Genomic DNA, 15,389 nt, shown 5'->3' with positions numbered 1-15,389 from the left:
TATAACGACATAGTAAATTTGCCCTTTTATTGGGATGGGGTTACACCCAAATGAATTTTGACAAAATATGATTTGAAAGCCAGTTAATTCTTTACATTTGAATACGAATTTAAAAAATATATCATGGGACTATTTAACGCCATTCTAGGCAACGCATCGGAAGTGACGAATGAAAATCTTGGAAAGGAATTTGAACCTTTGTTGATTGAGGGAGAAGTAATCGAAAGAGGATTTAAAATGATAAAAGATATGTTTGTTTTTACTAACAAGAGATTGATTTTGGTTGAAAAACAATTGGTTGGCAGCAAGGTAGATTACCTTTCGATTCCTTATTCTTCAATTAAAAAGTTTTCGAAAGAGAGTGCTGGAATTCTAGATATGGATGCCGAATTGAAGATTTGGCTTAGTGGTGAAGATATTCCAATTTCTAAACAATTTGGCAAAGGAGGCAATAACATCAATGAAGTCTATCAAATTTTGAGTAAACACATTTTGTAAATTTAAAAACTACTTGAAATGGTAGTTAATTAGCAATTCAATATTAACCCTCTCCTTGACAATTTATGAAAATAATCATCCGAACTTTTAAACTGCAATTAAAACATACTTTCACGATTTCGAGGGAATCACACGATGTACAACCTACCTTGATTGTTGAGCTACAAAGTGATGGGCATTCTGGTTTTGGAGAGGCAACTTCGAATCCGTATTACAATATTACTGTTGACACTATGAGAGCCAATCTGGAAGCTATTATTCCATTTATTGAATCTCATAATGACGAAACACCAGAAGAATTTTGGAATAGTGCATATGCATACTTAAAAAATGATATGTTTGCCCTATGTGCGCTTGATATGGCTTATAATGATTTGTATGCCAAGAAAAAAGGAAAGAAACTATATGAACTTTGGGGCAACTCGCCTTTACACAATCCAAAAACGGATTACACTATTGGGATTGATAAAATTGATAAAATGGTCATGAAGCTTAAAGAAATGCCTTGGCCTATTTATAAAATCAAACTCGGAACCAAAGACGATATTGCTATTGTTACCGAATTGCGTAAGCATACTGATGCTCGCTTTAGAATAGATGCCAATTGCGGCTGGACTGTTACCGAAACCATAAACAATGCTATTGTTTTGAAAAAATTGGGGGTAGAATTCTTAGAACAACCAATAAAAGCAGATCAATGGGCGGCACACAAAGAAGTTTTCAAACATTCGGTTTTGCCAATTGTTGCTGATGAAAGTTGTATTATCGAGGAGGATGTTGCCAAATGTCATAATCATTTTCATGGAATAAATGTCAAATTGGTAAAATGTGGTGGACTTACTCCTGCCCGAAGAATGATTGCCGAAGCAAGACAACTTGGAATGAAAACTATGGTAGGCTGTATGACAGAATCTACAGTTGGTATTTCTGCGATTGCTCACTTATTACCCGAATTGGATTATGTAGATATGGATGGTGCTTTGTTGTTATCCGAAGATATTGCCACAGGTGTAACCATTACAGATGGAATTATTCATTATGCAGATTCCAATGGAATTGGAGCTACTTTAAAAAACTAAATTAATGCAGCTAAGCGAGATTCCTAATAGAGTTTTTTGTAAAGACGGAAAAGAATATCTGTATTTTGGAGGAACCAATTATTTAGGGGTTACCACTTTACCAGAATTTCAATCTATTCTGCTAAAGAGTATTCAAAAATGGGGAACGAGTTATGGAAGTTCACGTTCAGCCAATATTCAATTAGAAATTTACAAAACTGCCGAAGATTTATTAGCCAATCAAATTGGAACTGAAGCATCAATTACGGTTTCTTCTGGTATGCTTGCTGGAAAACTAGCATTAGAACTGTTACAAAACAGTACAGATTTACTGTTTCATTTTCCTAATACTCATCCTGCCTTACTACATCCTCTTTCTTTACCATTGCTTCTAGAAGGAAAACTAAATCCTTTACTCTTAGATAAAAAGCAGAAAAAAATAGGTGTTGTAGCCGATGCTATACCCTCTCTACAGGTCACCCCAATTGATTTAAGTATTTTGAATGAAATTCCAAATTCTACAAAAATAACTTTATTACTTGATGAATCTCATAGTATTGGAATTTTAGGAAAAAATGGATACGGAATTCTAAATCAATATAATTTTACAAATATTGCATACAAAATTACCATAGCCTCACTTGGAAAAGCACTAGGTCTTACAGGCGGTGTCATAGCTGGTGATGCAGATTTTATAAATCAAATAAAGAAACAACAAAATTTCGTTGGAGCCTCAGGAATGAATCCTTCCTTTTTAGAAACTTTTGTAAATGCACAAAACACTTATCATTCCCAGAGACAATTATTAAAAAATAATGTAACACATGTTAACAAATATTTGTTACCCAATAAAGAACTAACATTTGACAAAAACTACCCTGTAATCTATTTTGACAATGCAAAACTACTCCAACTGCTTTTAGAGCATGATATAATTCCAACTTCATTCCCCTACCCAACCGCTTCGGGTAAATTAAGCCGAATTGTGATTAGTGCCCATCATACACTAGAAGACTTAGACAGAATGATTGAACAGCTTAACCAATTCACAAAACAATCATTATAATTTTTTAACAATAATGATATATTTTATTTAAAATGATACTTTTAGAAACAAATAGAATGTAAATAAAAGAATAAGATTACAATTTCTACAAATAAATGGCAAAATACAGTATCGAAAAAAGCAACTGATTATATTATTATCAATTTTATATCATTTTTTCACACTCTACCCTATTTTTTATAGGGTCAAAATAAAAAAACGATAAAAATTCACAGACAATACCCAATCTAAGCAGGAGATTAAAATGATTTTATATTTTTGCAAAAAAAAATAAACAAAACAAAATGCGAAAAATAGTTTTAAGCGTGATACTTATCACCATTTTGGTATTATCCTATTTCTCTAATTACTTTTTAACAGGTCACACCACAAATCCTTCCGAAATTTCAAAATTTGATACTGGCGACACTGCTTGGATGATTGTTGCATCGGCATTTGTATTACTAATGACTCCAGGCTTAGGCTTTTTTTACGGGGGAATGGTTGGTAAAAAAAATGTAATTAGCACCATGCTTCAAAGTTATATGGCTATGATTATTGTTACAGTTCTTTGGGTTCTAATTGCTTTTGGATTGTCATTTGGTTCTTCAATCGGAGGTATAATAGGAAATCCTATTCCTTATCTCTTTTTTCAAGGTGTTGGCACTGGTACAGCGTGGGAATTAGCCCCAACAATACCTTTTTTACTTTTTGCTTTATTTCAGGCAAAATTTGCCATCATTACACCAGCGATTGTAACAGGTGCTTTTGCAGAGCGTATCCGTTTTTGGGCTTATCTGTTATTTATGGTTTTATTCATACTTATTGTTTATGCTCCATTAGCACACATGACTTGGCATCCTGACGGATTATTATTTAATTATGGAGTACTAGATTTTGCTGGAGGAACTGTTGTACACATGAGTTCTGGTTGGGCTGCATTAGCAGGAGCAATCTTTTTAGGAAAAAGAAAATCTCCTAAACCAACTCCTGCACGTATTACTTACGTATTGTTAGGTACAGGTTTACTTTGGTTTGGATGGTTTGGATTCAATGCAGGTTCTGCAATGGGAGCCAACGGTCTTGCCACACAAGCACTCGGAACCACAACTGTTGCTGCAGCAGTAGCTTCTATGACTTGGGTATTTTTAGATAAGATTATGGGACACAAACTATCCGCTATGGGTGCTTGTATTGGAGCAATTGTAGGTTTGGTAACCATTACACCAGCAGCTGGTTTTGTAAGCATGCCTCATGCTATCACTATGGGAATCATCGGTAGCGTTATTAGTAATATTATGGTAAGCAAATTCCACAAAAGCAACATTGATGATGCTTTAGATGTATTTGCTTGTCATGGAGTTGGAGGAATGGTCGGAATGATTTTGACAGGAGTTTTTGCATCAAAAGAAATCAACCCTGCTGTTGTAGATCAAGGACTGGCTTTTGGCGAAACAACATTGTTCACACATCAAATGATTGCTCTTGTAGGAGTTTCTATTTTTGCATTTGTAACGTCTTACTTTTTATTCTATATCGTAAACAAAATAACACCGTTAAGAGTTTCTGAAGAAAAAGAAGCTTTAGGTTTAGACATATCCCAACACGGAGAATATTTGTAAAAAAATAAATCAAATTTAAAAAAATCACTCAGGTGTCTTCATCAGAGTGATTTTTTTTGGTTTAAATTCAAAACAAAACCTATAAATCTTTCGCTTTTAAAAACAATAAAATATCTTCGTAAACTATTACAATAACATTGACAGCATAATGACATATCAACCCGCAACAAACCGATACGATAATATGGAATACCGCAGATGCGGAAATTCTGGACTCAAACTATCAGCACTTTCTTTAGGCCTCTGGCACAATTTTGGAGACAATAGTGATTTTGAAAACAGTAAAAATCTAATCAAAACAGCTTTTGACAACGGTATTACCCATTTTGATTTAGCTAATAATTACGGCCCGCCTCCTGGTTCGGCAGAAAAATGTTTTGGTATAATTTTAAAATCAGATTTTAAAGATTACAGAGACGAGATGATAATTTCGTCTAAAGCTGGTTATACAATGTGGGATAGCCCTTATGGCGATTGGGGATCTAAGAAATATTTGGTTTCCAGTTTAGATCAAAGTTTAAAAAGAATGAACTTAGAGTATGTGGATATTTTTTACCACCACAGACCCGATCCCGAAACTCCACTAGAAGAAACTATGGCGGCTTTAAACTTAATCGTACAACAAGGAAAAGCATTGTATGTAGGAATTTCCAATTATCGCCCTACTGAGGCCGAAAAAGCTATTGCGCTTTTAAAAGAAATGGGAACACCTTGTCTAATTCATCAACCAAAATATTCAATGTTTGAAAGATGGGTTGAGGATGGATTATTAGATCTGCTAAAAAAAGAACAAGTAGGTTGCATTCCTTTTTCGCCATTAGCACAAGGCTTATTAACCGACAAATACCTTAATGGAATACCTTCAGATTCCCGTGTTGCCACAAGCGGACAATTTTTAAAAGCAGATCATATTACTCCCGACAAAATTGAAAAAATTAGCGCTTTAAACAACATAGCCAAAGAAAGAGGACAAAAACTAGCTCAAATGGCTTTGGCATGGCTTCTAAGAGATGAAAGAATCACATCGGTACTAATAGGCTCAAGTAAACCTGAACAAATAATAGATTCTATTAAAGCCTTAGAAAATACAACTTTTACACAAGCCGAATTAGAAACCATTAATACTATTCTAACACATAAGTAAGCTACACAACAATTGTCAACCTAAAAAAAAGTTGTTCTAGAAAATGTTCTTGAACAACTTTTTTTTTGTTTTAAAACTTAAAAAAACTATTTCCTAAAAGTTTCTTTATAATTCTCGTTAACTTTTTCCCAGTTTACAATATTAAAAAAAGCATCTATATAATTTTTTCTTTTGTATTGATGATCTAAAAAATAAGCATGTTCCCAAAGATCCATTCCTAAAATTGGAGTTCCATGAAACCCCACTACTGGTGCATAAGTCATCAATGGATTGTCTTGATCTTTTGTCGTTGTTAATTGAAGAACTCCCGTTTTATCAACCACAAGCCAAACCCAACCTGAACCGAACTGTTTTGATGCAGTTTCTTTGAATTTAGTTTTAAAATCTGAAAAAGATCCGAAAGCTTTATTGATACTCGAAGCCAATGTGTCTTTTGGTTCACCTCCTGCATTTGGAGATAAATTTTTAAAATACAAACTATGATTATAATAACCTCCCGCATTATTACGAATCACTGGATCAGCAATATCTAAAGTTTTCAAAACCTCTTCAATTGTCATATTTTCATATTGGGTACCCAAAACGGCTTTGTTCAAAGAATTTGTATAGTACAAATAATGCTTTCCATAATGAGACTCCATTGTCAAAGCAGAAATTTCTGGAGCTAAAGCATCGTACGGAAAAGGCAATTTTTCCATTTGAAAAGAACCATCATTTGCTTTCACATCATTAGGATCTCCTATTTTTACTTTTTGCTCTACTGTTGGTAATGGGATTTCGACTACTTCAGTCATTTTTTTTTCATTGCAAGAAATTAAAACCGAAATAGAGATTAAATTAACCGCTAAAAAAGAATATTTTTTCATACAAACATTACTTTATTAAGGAATGAATTAATTCGATATAGTTTTGTTTTGCCTCATCCGAAGTCAGATGACTTATTTGAATCCAAGCATTTGTTTTAAATGCATTTCTTAAATCAGAATTATCAGTGATTACAAACTTGGTCCGATCGAATGTTGCCTGCTTATAAAATGCATAAAGACGCAACTGAACATCTTGTGGCAAAGATGCTTGTGTCATTAAAGAAGCAATTTCAACAGCTTCTTGAAATCTTTTATCTAAATCATTTTCAATCATTAAGATTTTATTGCAATTATCGTTTTCCCCCCTATTGCTTTTTGATTTAATTCAACATTAACTGGTGTCCCTAACGGTAAAAATATATCTACTCTCGAACCAAATTTAATAAATCCAGCATCTGTACCTTGTACAACTTGCATTCCTTCTTTTGCATAATTAACGATTCTCTTTGCTAATGCACCAGCAATTTGACGATACAAAATAGCACCAAAAGTTTCATTTTCTACCACAATAGTTGTTCTTTCATTTTCTTCACTAGCTTTCGGATGCCAAGCAACTAAGAACTTACCTGGATGATATTTACTAAATTTCACCAAACCACTAATAGCATATCGAGTAACATGAACATTTATTGGAGACATAAATATTGAAACCTGAATTCTTTTATCTTTAAAATATTCACTCTCAAACACCTCTTCAATAACCACAACTTTACCATCAACTGGGGCGATAATATGGTTTGGATTAATTTCTACAGTTCTTTTAGGATTTCTAAAAAATTGCAAAATAATAATCAACAATAATAAAGTTACAATTTCAATAGTCATTCTAATCCAATTAGTATGAATTAAATTATCGGCTACTAAAAAAACGATAGCTGTAAAAGCTGTACCTAATAAAATACTTTGAGTTCCTTCTTTATGAAACATAATTTAAAATTTGATAAAATAAAAATATTATTGGTGCTACAAATATAACACTATCTAATCGATCTAATATACCTCCGTGACCAGGCATTATGGCTCCACTGTCTTTTACCCCAGCAAGACGTTTAAACTTTGATTCTATTAAATCACCAATCGTCCCCATAATACTAGCTATCAAAGCTATTGAAACCCAAATAATTATTGACTTTTCACTAAACTCAGGTTTAGGCTGTATATAGAATTTTGATATTAAAAAACCTGCCAAAATTGCAAAAAATACCCCTCCAAGAAATCCTTCAATAGTCTTTTTAGGTGAAATTCTTTCAAACAATTTGTTTTTCCCTATAGATTTTCCAACCAAATAGGCAAAGGTATCATTTGTCCAGATTAATATAAACAATCCAACGATAATTTTAGGATTATAATCATTAATCCCAAATGAAATTTCAGTAATAAAAATAAAAGGCAAGGTTACATAACCTAAAAGATATAAATATTTTGAAGAAGTACTTATTTCCTGAATAGTGTCATAGAACAAAAACAAAATACATTTAACCGACACAACAATTGTCACTGCCAACAAGATAAGAAACAACTGCTGTACATTGATATTTAAATCAATTTCTGAGTCAAAGGTTTTATTAAAGAAATCAGTTGTTTGTTTATTATAATGACTAACTAAGATTACAGCAGTATATACTAAAACCCCAGAAACAATAGGAAAAACATTATTGATTTTGACTAAATTACTAAACTCATAAATTGTAATTATCAAAAAAACACCAAATAAAATAAAAAAAGTTTCGGTAGAATAAAGTATCGAAGTCAGTAGTAGAATTATATAAACAGCACCTGAAATTGATCTCTTGAGTGTTTCATTCATTTTATAAATCTTCTAAAAGCAATAAATATAAATTCTTAGCAGAACTTCCGTACTGTGTAAAATCTTCCTCTTTGGCTTTCTCAAAATATTTTATTGTAGTAATATTGGTTGGGTATTCTGTCAAATATTTTCTTCGGATAGCACTCAAACCATCACTCTTCCCTTCTAGAATTTGGCTTGTCTTAGCCAAAATCACAATATTAGTAGGCAAATCGTTTGGTTTTTTTTGCTTGATTTGATTCGATGAAAACAAAATAGAACCTTCTTCAGCAACCAAATTTTCACAACTAGACAATAAAAATTTAGGGTTCAAATTTTGCCCGTAAGTAAGTTTGTTTTCATCTAATAAAAAAAACAATTGTGGTTCGTAACACAGTGCTTCAGTCTCGAACCAATCATTTTCTTCTAATATGTTTTCAAATTGTTCTTTTACTTCGTTTATATTTTCGCAGTACAAAAACTTACCGCCATTTTTTTTAAAATTATAAATAAATTGTTCATCTAAAGGATAATTAATTTCAGCATTTGGCTTTGTAGAATTATCCTCTTTTCCTTCATCAGATGAAGAAGTATTAGAACCAAATAATTTTTTAAAAAGATTCATAATTTGTTAAAATCGTTTGTGTGACTTGAAAACGTTCAAAGATAAAAAAATCTTAATTCAAAACAGGGTTTTAAATTAAGATTTTAAATATTTGTTAATTTTTTAAATTACGAAACTACTTCACCTAAGTTCTTATCAAAAGTTCTCTTTCCAAAAATAGCTTCTAAATCATCTTTGAAGATTACCTCTTTCTCAATTAGAATATCAGCCAACTGATTCAATTTATCTTTGTTATCTTGCAAGATCTCAATTGCTCTTTGATACTGCCCTTCGATCAATTGAGAAATTTCAGTGTCAATTATTTTGGCAGTTTCATCAGAATACGGTTTCGAAAAACTATACTCATTTTGTCCAGTTGAATCATAATAAGTAACATTACCAATTTTATCATTCAATCCGTAAATCGTAACCATTGCACGAGCTTGACGAGTTACTTTTTCTAAATCACTTAATGCTCCAGTAGAAATCCTATCAAAAGTCACTTTCTCAGCAGCTCTACCTCCCATAGTAGCACACATTTCGTCTAACATTTGATCTGGCCTAACAATTTGTCTTTCCTCAGGAAGATACCAAGCAGCCCCTAAACTTTGTCCGCGTGGTACAATAGTAACTTTTATAAGTGGAGCAGCGTGTTCTAACATCCAGCTTACTGTAGCGTGCCCAGCTTCGTGAATAGCAATAGCACGTTTTTCTTCTGGCGTAATAATTTTGTTTTTCTTTTCAAGACCACCAATAATTCTATCCACAGCATCTAAGAAATCTTGTTTATCAACTGCTGTTTTGTTGTTTCTAGCCGCAATCAAAGCTGCTTCGTTACAAACATTAGCGATATCTGCACCTGAAAAACCTGGAGTTTGTTTAGCTAAGAAGTCTAAATCAAGCCCTTCAACTTTTTTAATAGGACCTAAATGAACTTGAAAAATTTCGGCTCTTTCTCTAATATCCGGTAAATCAACAAATATTTGTCTATCAAAACGACCTGCACGCATTAATGCTTTATCCAAAACATCTGCTCTATTAGTTGCCGCCAAAACAATTACATTAGAATTGGTACCAAAACCGTCCATTTCTGTTAGCAATTGATTTAAAGTGTTTTCTCTTTCGTCATTACCTCCAGACATATTGCTTTTACCTCTTGCACGTCCTACAGCATCAATTTCATCAATAAAAATAATTGCTGGAGATTTTTCTTTTGCTTGTTTAAAAAGGTCACGAACACGTGATGCCCCTACCCCTACAAACATTTCAACAAAATCAGAACCTGACAATGAAAAGAACGGTACCTGTGCTTCGCCTGCAACAGCTTTAGCAAGTAAAGTTTTTCCAGTTCCAGGAGGGCCTACAAGCAATGCTCCTTTAGGGATTTTACCCCCAAGATTTGTATATTTTTCAGGGTTTTTAAGAAATTCAACTATTTCTTGTATTTCTTCTTTAGCCCCTTCTAAACCAGCCACATCTTTAAATGTTGTTTTAATATCTGTCTTCTCATCAAATAGTTTTGCTTTTGATTTTCCGATATTGAAAATCTGTCCACCTCCACCTCCTGGACCACCTGACATTTTTCTCATAATAAAAACCCATACCCCAATAAGAATTATTATTGGCAACAAGCTCACTAAAATATCTGTCCAATTACTTTTAGGCAAAAAATTAAAATCTTTTAATTTTCCTTCGGTAACAGCTTTCTCTAATTTGGTTTGAAAGATTTCGTCGTTACCAATATCAAAAGAATAGTGCGGCCCTTTATTAGGTCTATCTAATATATCTTTTGCAACTTTTTTATGTTCAGGATCACTTAATGCTTTCTGATTTAAAAAAACTTCGGCTTCGCTTTTGTTATAAACATTAACTCTTTCGATTTGTCCTTTTTCTAAATAAGAGTTAAATTTTGAAGATGTTAATTGAGCTGGCTCTTGAAAATTAGAACCACCAGTTGCAAAACTTATTGCCAAAAAAATCAATAATATTGCAGTATAAACTAACCAAGGACTTACCTTAAATTTATTTGAATTTGGATTATTATCTTTAGCCATTATAGAAGATTGTTTCTTTAGTATTTGTTTTCGATTTTGGTGATTTTAGCATCACCCCAAAGGCTTTCTATGTTGTAATATTCGCGAATGTGCTTTTGAAATACATGTACCACTACATGAATATAGTCCATCAAAACCCATTCGGCTACATCAGATCCTTCAACGTGCCAAGGTTTATCTTTTAAATCTTTTGATACAGTTTTTTGAATTGAGTTAACAATAGCATTCACTTGAGTATTTGAATTTCCATTGCAAATTACAAAATAGTCACAAACTGCAGTGTCTATTTCTCTTAAATCTAAAATATCAATATCACTCCCTTTTACTTCTTCTATTCCTTTGATAATGTTCGCCAACAGAACATCATTATTTATAGTCTTTTTCGCCATTTATTTTTTTATATGAATTTGTAAAGTTACCATTTTTTGTGATTAATTTTGAACCTTAACATAATATTAAATTATGTTTTTGCAAAACAATATAGATGAAGCTAATCAAACTCGATGCCATAGATTCTACAAATGATTTCCTAAAAGGATTATCTAACAAACAGGAACTACAAAATTTTACTGTTGTAACAGCCGAAAATCAATTAAAAGGCAAAGGACAAATGGGCTCCAAATGGAAGTCTGAAATAGGTAAAAACCTAATAACAAGTATTTTAATAAAAGATTTTTTATTACACAACGAAGCCGTCTTCAATCTCAATGTGGCAGTTTCATTAGCTGTTATTCGTGTTTTAAAAAATTATAATATTCCAGATTTAAGTATAAAATGGCCAAACGACATTATGTCAGCCAACAAAAAAATAGGTGGCATATTAATAGAAAACACCCTAAAAGGAAAAAACATCGTTAGCTCTATTGTTGGAATAGGATTAAATATCAACCAAACCCATTTTCCCAATTTACCAAGAGCCTCTTCTTTAAGTTTAATTTGTGATACTTTTTTTGATAAAGAAGAGATCCTTTTAGCAATTCTCTCTGAACTAAAAAATATCACATCCGACTATAAAGCCAAATCGGATTTATTTTGGTCTGAATATGAAGATAGTTTATTCAAAATAGAGGCGCCGGCTGCTTTCGCAGATAAAAACAAAACCAATTTCATGGGAATTATAAAAGGAGTTTCAGCAAATGGCAAACTTCAAATCATGCTAGAAGACGACAGTATTTGCGAATACAACCTTAAAGAAGTAGAAATGTTGTATTAAATAAAAAGCCTTTTAGTTAAAAACTAAAAGGCCTTTGATATTTTTAAGGTTATATTTTTTTTATAATTTGGTCATATTATTGGCCAATGTTTCGATAAATTTACCTATTGGTCCTTTTACCATCATTGCCATCATTGGATTAAATTCCCCTTCAAAATCAAGTTTCACAGCACTTGATTGCTCAGAAAGAGTATCAATATTTGCAACTAAAGTAAATGGAAGTTTATCACTTGCAGCTCCTAAAACAATTTTATTCGGAGCTACTTTCTCTTTCATTTTTAATTTAATTTCAGGCATTCCTTTTAATCCAAAAATAAAAGCATCTTCTCCAATAACTTCAAATTTAGCAATATTATCAGGCATTAATGTTTCGAAATTTTTCACATTACTCAGCAAATCAAATAATTCTTGTGACGATTTTTGAACAGTAACTTTTGGACTTTCTAAATTCATATGTTTTATTTTACTCTATTTTATATTTTAAAATTACACTCCCCAAGTTGACGGACTAACATTCCACTCTCTTAACGTTTGTTCTTCCTTTTCGGTGATATAACTTTTTGCTACTGCTAAATTCAATAAATTTGGATAATTACTCAGTGTAAACAAATCAATCCCTGCATTTTTGAAATTTTGGTCAGCAACATCAAATCCGTATGTAAATATGGCTGCCATTCCTTTTATCACAGCTCCTGCTTCTTTCAAGCCATCAACTGCAAGCAAACTGCTGTTTCCAGTACTAATTAAATCCTCTATAATTACAACACTTTGCCCTTTTTGCAAGAAACCTTCAACTTGGTTTTGACGGCCATGCTTTTTGGGCTCTGGGCGAACATATACAAAAGGAAGTCCCATACTTTCTGCAACGAGCATCCCAATACCAATGGCTCCTGTTGCCACACCTGCAATAACATCTGGTTTCCCAAATTGTTTTTCGATGTTTTTAGAAAATTCGTCTCGAACATAATTTCTTATCGCTGGAAACGAGAGGATTAAACGATTATCGCAATATATAGGCGATCTCCATCCAGAAGCCCACGTAAAAGGATTTCCTGGATTCAATTTAATTGCATTTATTTGCAAAAGCAATTCGGCTGTTTTTTCGGCTGTATCTTTATTAAAAATCATAGTACAAATGTATAAAGTTTTTGTTAACGACAAACCACTTTTTTTAACAAATCAAATCACAAAGGAAACAGATTTTCAACTTTTCCTATTGGACAGTATTGATGTTAAGCAAATTATTATAAAAATATTTCAAAACAAAATTAACAAAGCCTATCTATATCATCCAGACGAAAGTTTAATAATGAAAACTTTAAAAGCCAAAATTCCAGTAAACAAAGCTGGTGGCGGATTAGTTTACAATAAAAAAGGTGAGGTTTTGTTCATTTTTAGAAACGGAAAATGGGATTTACCCAAAGGTGGAACTAATAAAGGTGAAGACATCGAAGATACTGCCATTCGTGAAGTCGAAGAAGAAACTGGAGTAAGTAGCCTAAAAATCATAAGTAAACTTCAAAAAACTTATCATGTTTTTAAACGTAATGGAAAGTATAAATTAAAAATAACCCATTGGTTTGAGATGGAAACCGATTTTGAAGGAATTCCAGTAGGACAAGCCGAAGAAGGAATCGAAAAAGTAGCTTGGTTAAACCCTGAACAAATTAAAGAAGCTTTAAAAAACTCCTATGAAAATATAAAATTACTTTTTGAAGAAGAAAATAAAGTTATTTAAAAATATCTCTTTTTTAAAATAATAACCCCAACAAGCCCAATGGTTTATTGGGGTTTCTTATCTGACGTAATTCAATTAACTCTCTATCGAATCCAATCGAACTACTGCTTTTTAACTAATTTATAAACCTAACTAAAATACAGATTACATCCCAAACATTCTAAATTGATAAGCTGATATTTCATTTATCATTAAATTGCAGTTTCAATAAAAAAAATCATGTAGAACAAAACTTCTATATTAACTATCTTGAACCTGAAACGAGAAAACTTGAAACAAATTTTACCTACTTTTGCTTCATGAATAAAAATCACTACTCAAGAAATGTACTTTCGAATTTAGGTATCAAAAACTTAAACGAAATGCAAGAAGTCGCACAAGATGTGATCATCAACGACAATAATGTTTTATTACTTTCACCAACAGGATCAGGAAAAACATTAGCTTTTTTGCTTCCAATTTTAGAAATGTTACAACCCGAGATTCTATCGGTACAATGTTTAATTTTGGTACCGTCACGTGAGTTAGGTTTACAAATTGAGCAAGTTTGGAAAAAAATGGGTACAGAGTACAAAGTCAATATTTGTTATGGAGGACATTCAATAGAAACCGAAATTAAAAATTTGAGTAATCCTCCAGCTATTTTAATTGGAACTCCAGGAAGAATTGCCGACCATATTGATCGCGGTACTTTTCGTTTAGATAAAATTCAAACTTTAATCTTAGATGAATTCGACAAATCGCTACAACTAGGATTCCATGAGCAAATGTCATTTATCATTGGCAGACTACCCAAACTAAACAAACGCATATTGGTCTCTGCAACATCCGACATCGAAATTCCTAAATACACTAGAGTTGTCAACCCAACAGTATTAGACTTTATCCCAACAGATGATGAACAGGAAAGCAATCTGATTAGTAAGCTTGTTGTTTCACCTTCTAAAGATAAACTAAACACTTTGTTCAGTTTGATTTGTTCCTTAAATTCACAATCAGCTATTGTATTTTGTAATCATCGTGATGCCGCAGAACGCATTAGTGATACCTTAAACGAAAAAGGGATTTATTCAGTCTATTATCACGGAGGCATGGATCAGGAAGAGCGTGAACGTGCCTTAATACAATTCCGAAACGGTAGTGTAAGTTATTTGATTACAACCGATTTGGCCGCTCGCGGACTCGATATCCCCGAAATGAAGCATGTAATTCACTATCATTTACCATTAAAAGAAGACGAATTTACTCACAGAAATGGTAGAACCGCTCGTATGCAAACATCTGGTACCGTCTATCTAATTATCCATGAAAGCGAAAAAAAACTCGATTATATAGACTATAAAATGCCAGTTTTAGAAGTAAAAAACTACACTACCCTCCCTAAACCACCCGAATTTCAAACCATTTATATTAGTGGAGGAAAGAAAAACAAACTCAACAAAATTGACATCGTTGGTTTCTTTTCCCAAAAAGGAAAACTTGAAAAAGGCGACTTAGGATTAATTGAGGTAAAAGACTTCATCTCATTTGCAGCGGTAAAATATAACAAAGTCAAAGATTTGTTTCGAAATATCAAAGATGAAAAAATGAAAGGCAAAAAATTTAAAATAGAAATTGCCCGAAAGGTAATAAAGAAAGAAGAATGATTTTTTTGTAAGTATTTAACTATTAGCTTTTTCGAGATTGTATTGAATTTACAAACAAAAAAAAGGTCTTAAGTGTTAATAAAAATTCAAATTAACAAAGAAGTTCTTTAGAATT

Annotated in this window: 17 protein-coding genes; 8 read left to right on the top strand and 9 right to left on the bottom strand. The window is 32.4% G+C overall.

The genetic code is table 11. The features are described 5' to 3' along the window. Positions 1-123 precede the first annotated feature (123 nt). The 5 genes from ABEB18_RS00430 (at position 124) to mgrA (ending at position 5,367) form a co-directional block, all read left to right on the top strand. Positions 124-498 carry a PH domain-containing protein gene (locus tag ABEB18_RS00430; protein WP_348797027.1) on the top strand — a complete coding sequence of 125 codons (375 nt, stop codon included), beginning with the start codon at positions 124-126 and terminating at the stop codon, positions 496-498. A gap of 65 nt (positions 499-563) precedes the next feature. Next, on the top strand, positions 564-1,577 hold the full coding sequence (locus ABEB18_RS00425) for a dipeptide epimerase (RefSeq protein ID WP_348797026.1): 1,014 nt from the start codon (positions 564-566) through the stop codon (positions 1,575-1,577). A 4-nt stretch (positions 1,578-1,581) separates the two neighbouring features. Next, positions 1,582-2,622: an aminotransferase class I/II-fold pyridoxal phosphate-dependent enzyme gene (locus ABEB18_RS00420; protein WP_348797025.1), complete on the top strand. Its 1,041-nt coding sequence runs from the start codon at positions 1,582-1,584 to the stop codon at positions 2,620-2,622. Between the two features lie 284 nt (positions 2,623-2,906). Next, entirely contained in the window at positions 2,907-4,223 is a 1,317-nt protein-coding gene (locus tag ABEB18_RS00415) for an ammonium transporter (protein ID WP_348797024.1), read from the top strand. A gap of 148 nt (positions 4,224-4,371) precedes the next feature. After that, a complete protein-coding gene (gene mgrA / locus ABEB18_RS00410; protein WP_348797023.1) occupies positions 4,372-5,367 on the top strand; it encodes an L-glyceraldehyde 3-phosphate reductase in 996 nt (331 codons plus the stop codon). Between the two features lie 86 nt (positions 5,368-5,453). On the opposite strand, the gene ABEB18_RS00405 is transcribed toward mgrA, so the two are convergent. The 7 genes from ABEB18_RS00405 to rsfS all read right to left on the bottom strand — a co-directional run bounded on the left by ABEB18_RS00405 (position 5,454) and on the right by rsfS (position 11,066). Continuing rightward, on the bottom strand, positions 5,454-6,233 hold the full coding sequence (locus ABEB18_RS00405; protein WP_348797022.1) for a superoxide dismutase: 780 nt from the start codon (positions 6,231-6,233) through the stop codon (positions 5,454-5,456). Between the two features lie 7 nt (positions 6,234-6,240). Beyond that, positions 6,241-6,507 (bottom strand): acyl-CoA-binding protein, encoded by a 267-nt coding sequence (locus ABEB18_RS00400; protein ID WP_348797021.1) that lies wholly within the window; start codon positions 6,505-6,507, stop codon positions 6,241-6,243. After that, entirely contained in the window at positions 6,507-7,160 is a 654-nt protein-coding gene (locus ABEB18_RS00395) for a phosphatidylserine decarboxylase family protein (RefSeq protein ID WP_348797020.1), read from the bottom strand. Before ABEB18_RS00395 ends, ABEB18_RS00400 begins: the two co-directional genes overlap by 1 nt. After that, positions 7,150-8,040, bottom strand: a complete 891-nt coding sequence (locus ABEB18_RS00390; protein ID WP_348797019.1) for a phosphatidate cytidylyltransferase — start codon at positions 8,038-8,040, stop codon at positions 7,150-7,152. The genes ABEB18_RS00395 and ABEB18_RS00390 overlap by 11 nt, the downstream gene beginning before the upstream one ends. A 1-nt stretch (position 8,041) precedes the next feature. Then, a complete protein-coding gene (locus tag ABEB18_RS00385) occupies positions 8,042-8,644 on the bottom strand; it encodes a lactate utilization protein B/C (RefSeq protein ID WP_348797018.1) in 603 nt (200 codons plus the stop codon). A gap of 107 nt (positions 8,645-8,751) precedes the next feature. After that, positions 8,752-10,677 (bottom strand): ATP-dependent zinc metalloprotease FtsH, encoded by a 1,926-nt coding sequence (ftsH, locus tag ABEB18_RS00380; protein WP_348797017.1) that lies wholly within the window; start codon positions 10,675-10,677, stop codon positions 8,752-8,754. A 17-nt stretch (positions 10,678-10,694) separates the two neighbouring features. Next, a complete protein-coding gene (rsfS, locus tag ABEB18_RS00375) occupies positions 10,695-11,066 on the bottom strand; it encodes a ribosome silencing factor (RefSeq protein ID WP_348797016.1) in 372 nt (123 codons plus the stop codon). Between the two features lie 95 nt (positions 11,067-11,161). Here rsfS and ABEB18_RS00370 point away from each other — a divergent pair, with 95 nt between their 5' ends. Further along, positions 11,162-11,890, top strand: a complete 729-nt coding sequence (locus tag ABEB18_RS00370) for a biotin--[acetyl-CoA-carboxylase] ligase (RefSeq protein ID WP_348797015.1) — start codon at positions 11,162-11,164, stop codon at positions 11,888-11,890. Between the two features lie 60 nt (positions 11,891-11,950). Here ABEB18_RS00370 and ABEB18_RS00365 read toward each other — a convergent pair whose 3' ends face one another. Further along, entirely contained in the window at positions 11,951-12,343 is a 393-nt protein-coding gene (locus ABEB18_RS00365) for an SRPBCC family protein (protein ID WP_348797014.1), read from the bottom strand. Between the two features lie 33 nt (positions 12,344-12,376). Next, positions 12,377-13,018 (bottom strand): orotate phosphoribosyltransferase, encoded by a 642-nt coding sequence (gene pyrE / locus ABEB18_RS00360; RefSeq protein WP_348797013.1) that lies wholly within the window; start codon positions 13,016-13,018, stop codon positions 12,377-12,379. A 7-nt stretch (positions 13,019-13,025) separates the two neighbouring features. Here pyrE and ABEB18_RS00355 point away from each other — a divergent pair, with 7 nt between their 5' ends. Then, entirely contained in the window at positions 13,026-13,628 is a 603-nt protein-coding gene (locus tag ABEB18_RS00355) for an NUDIX hydrolase (protein WP_348797012.1), read from the top strand. A 299-nt stretch (positions 13,629-13,927) separates the two neighbouring features. Next, complete coding sequence (locus ABEB18_RS00350; RefSeq protein WP_348797011.1) at positions 13,928-15,274, top strand: DEAD/DEAH box helicase; 1,347 nt, start codon at positions 13,928-13,930, stop codon at positions 15,272-15,274. Positions 15,275-15,389 lie beyond the last annotated feature (115 nt).

The sequence above is a fragment of the Flavobacterium adhaerens genome, from assembly GCF_040045115.1.
GTDB lineage: Bacteria > Bacteroidota > Bacteroidia > Flavobacteriales > Flavobacteriaceae > Flavobacterium > Flavobacterium adhaerens.
The sequence above is the reverse complement of the archived record's forward strand: the minus strand, read 5'-3'. Positions and strand labels throughout refer to the sequence as shown.

Bases quoted from the DNA above. Each gene is read 5' to 3' on its own strand.
- mgrA (WP_348797023.1), top strand. From the start codon at position 4,372: ATGACATATCAACCCGCAACAAACCGATACGATAATATGGAATACCGC.
- ABEB18_RS00355 (WP_348797012.1), top strand. From the start codon at position 13,026: ATGTATAAAGTTTTTGTTAACGACAAACCACTTTTTTTAACAAATCAA.
- pyrE (WP_348797013.1), bottom strand. From the start codon at position 13,018: ATGATTTTTAATAAAGATACAGCCGAAAAAACAGCCGAATTGCTTTTG.
- ABEB18_RS00415 (WP_348797024.1), top strand. From the start codon at position 2,907: ATGCGAAAAATAGTTTTAAGCGTGATACTTATCACCATTTTGGTATTA.
- ABEB18_RS00430 (WP_348797027.1), top strand. From the start codon at position 124: ATGGGACTATTTAACGCCATTCTAGGCAACGCATCGGAAGTGACGAAT.
- ABEB18_RS00405 (WP_348797022.1), bottom strand. From the start codon at position 6,233: ATGAAAAAATATTCTTTTTTAGCGGTTAATTTAATCTCTATTTCGGTT.
- ABEB18_RS00370 (WP_348797015.1), top strand. From the start codon at position 11,162: ATGAAGCTAATCAAACTCGATGCCATAGATTCTACAAATGATTTCCTA.
- ftsH (WP_348797017.1), bottom strand. From the start codon at position 10,677: ATGGCTAAAGATAATAATCCAAATTCAAATAAATTTAAGGTAAGTCCT.
- ABEB18_RS00385 (WP_348797018.1), bottom strand. From the start codon at position 8,644: ATGAATCTTTTTAAAAAATTATTTGGTTCTAATACTTCTTCATCTGAT.
- ABEB18_RS00400 (WP_348797021.1), bottom strand. From the start codon at position 6,507: ATGATTGAAAATGATTTAGATAAAAGATTTCAAGAAGCTGTTGAAATT.
- ABEB18_RS00350 (WP_348797011.1), top strand. From the start codon at position 13,928: ATGAATAAAAATCACTACTCAAGAAATGTACTTTCGAATTTAGGTATC.
- ABEB18_RS00420 (WP_348797025.1), top strand. From the start codon at position 1,582: ATGCAGCTAAGCGAGATTCCTAATAGAGTTTTTTGTAAAGACGGAAAA.
- rsfS (WP_348797016.1), bottom strand. From the start codon at position 11,066: ATGGCGAAAAAGACTATAAATAATGATGTTCTGTTGGCGAACATTATC.
- ABEB18_RS00425 (WP_348797026.1), top strand. From the start codon at position 564: ATGAAAATAATCATCCGAACTTTTAAACTGCAATTAAAACATACTTTC.
- ABEB18_RS00365 (WP_348797014.1), bottom strand. From the start codon at position 12,343: ATGAATTTAGAAAGTCCAAAAGTTACTGTTCAAAAATCGTCACAAGAA.
- ABEB18_RS00395 (WP_348797020.1), bottom strand. From the start codon at position 7,160: ATGTTTCATAAAGAAGGAACTCAAAGTATTTTATTAGGTACAGCTTTT.
- ABEB18_RS00390 (WP_348797019.1), bottom strand. From the start codon at position 8,040: ATGAATGAAACACTCAAGAGATCAATTTCAGGTGCTGTTTATATAATT.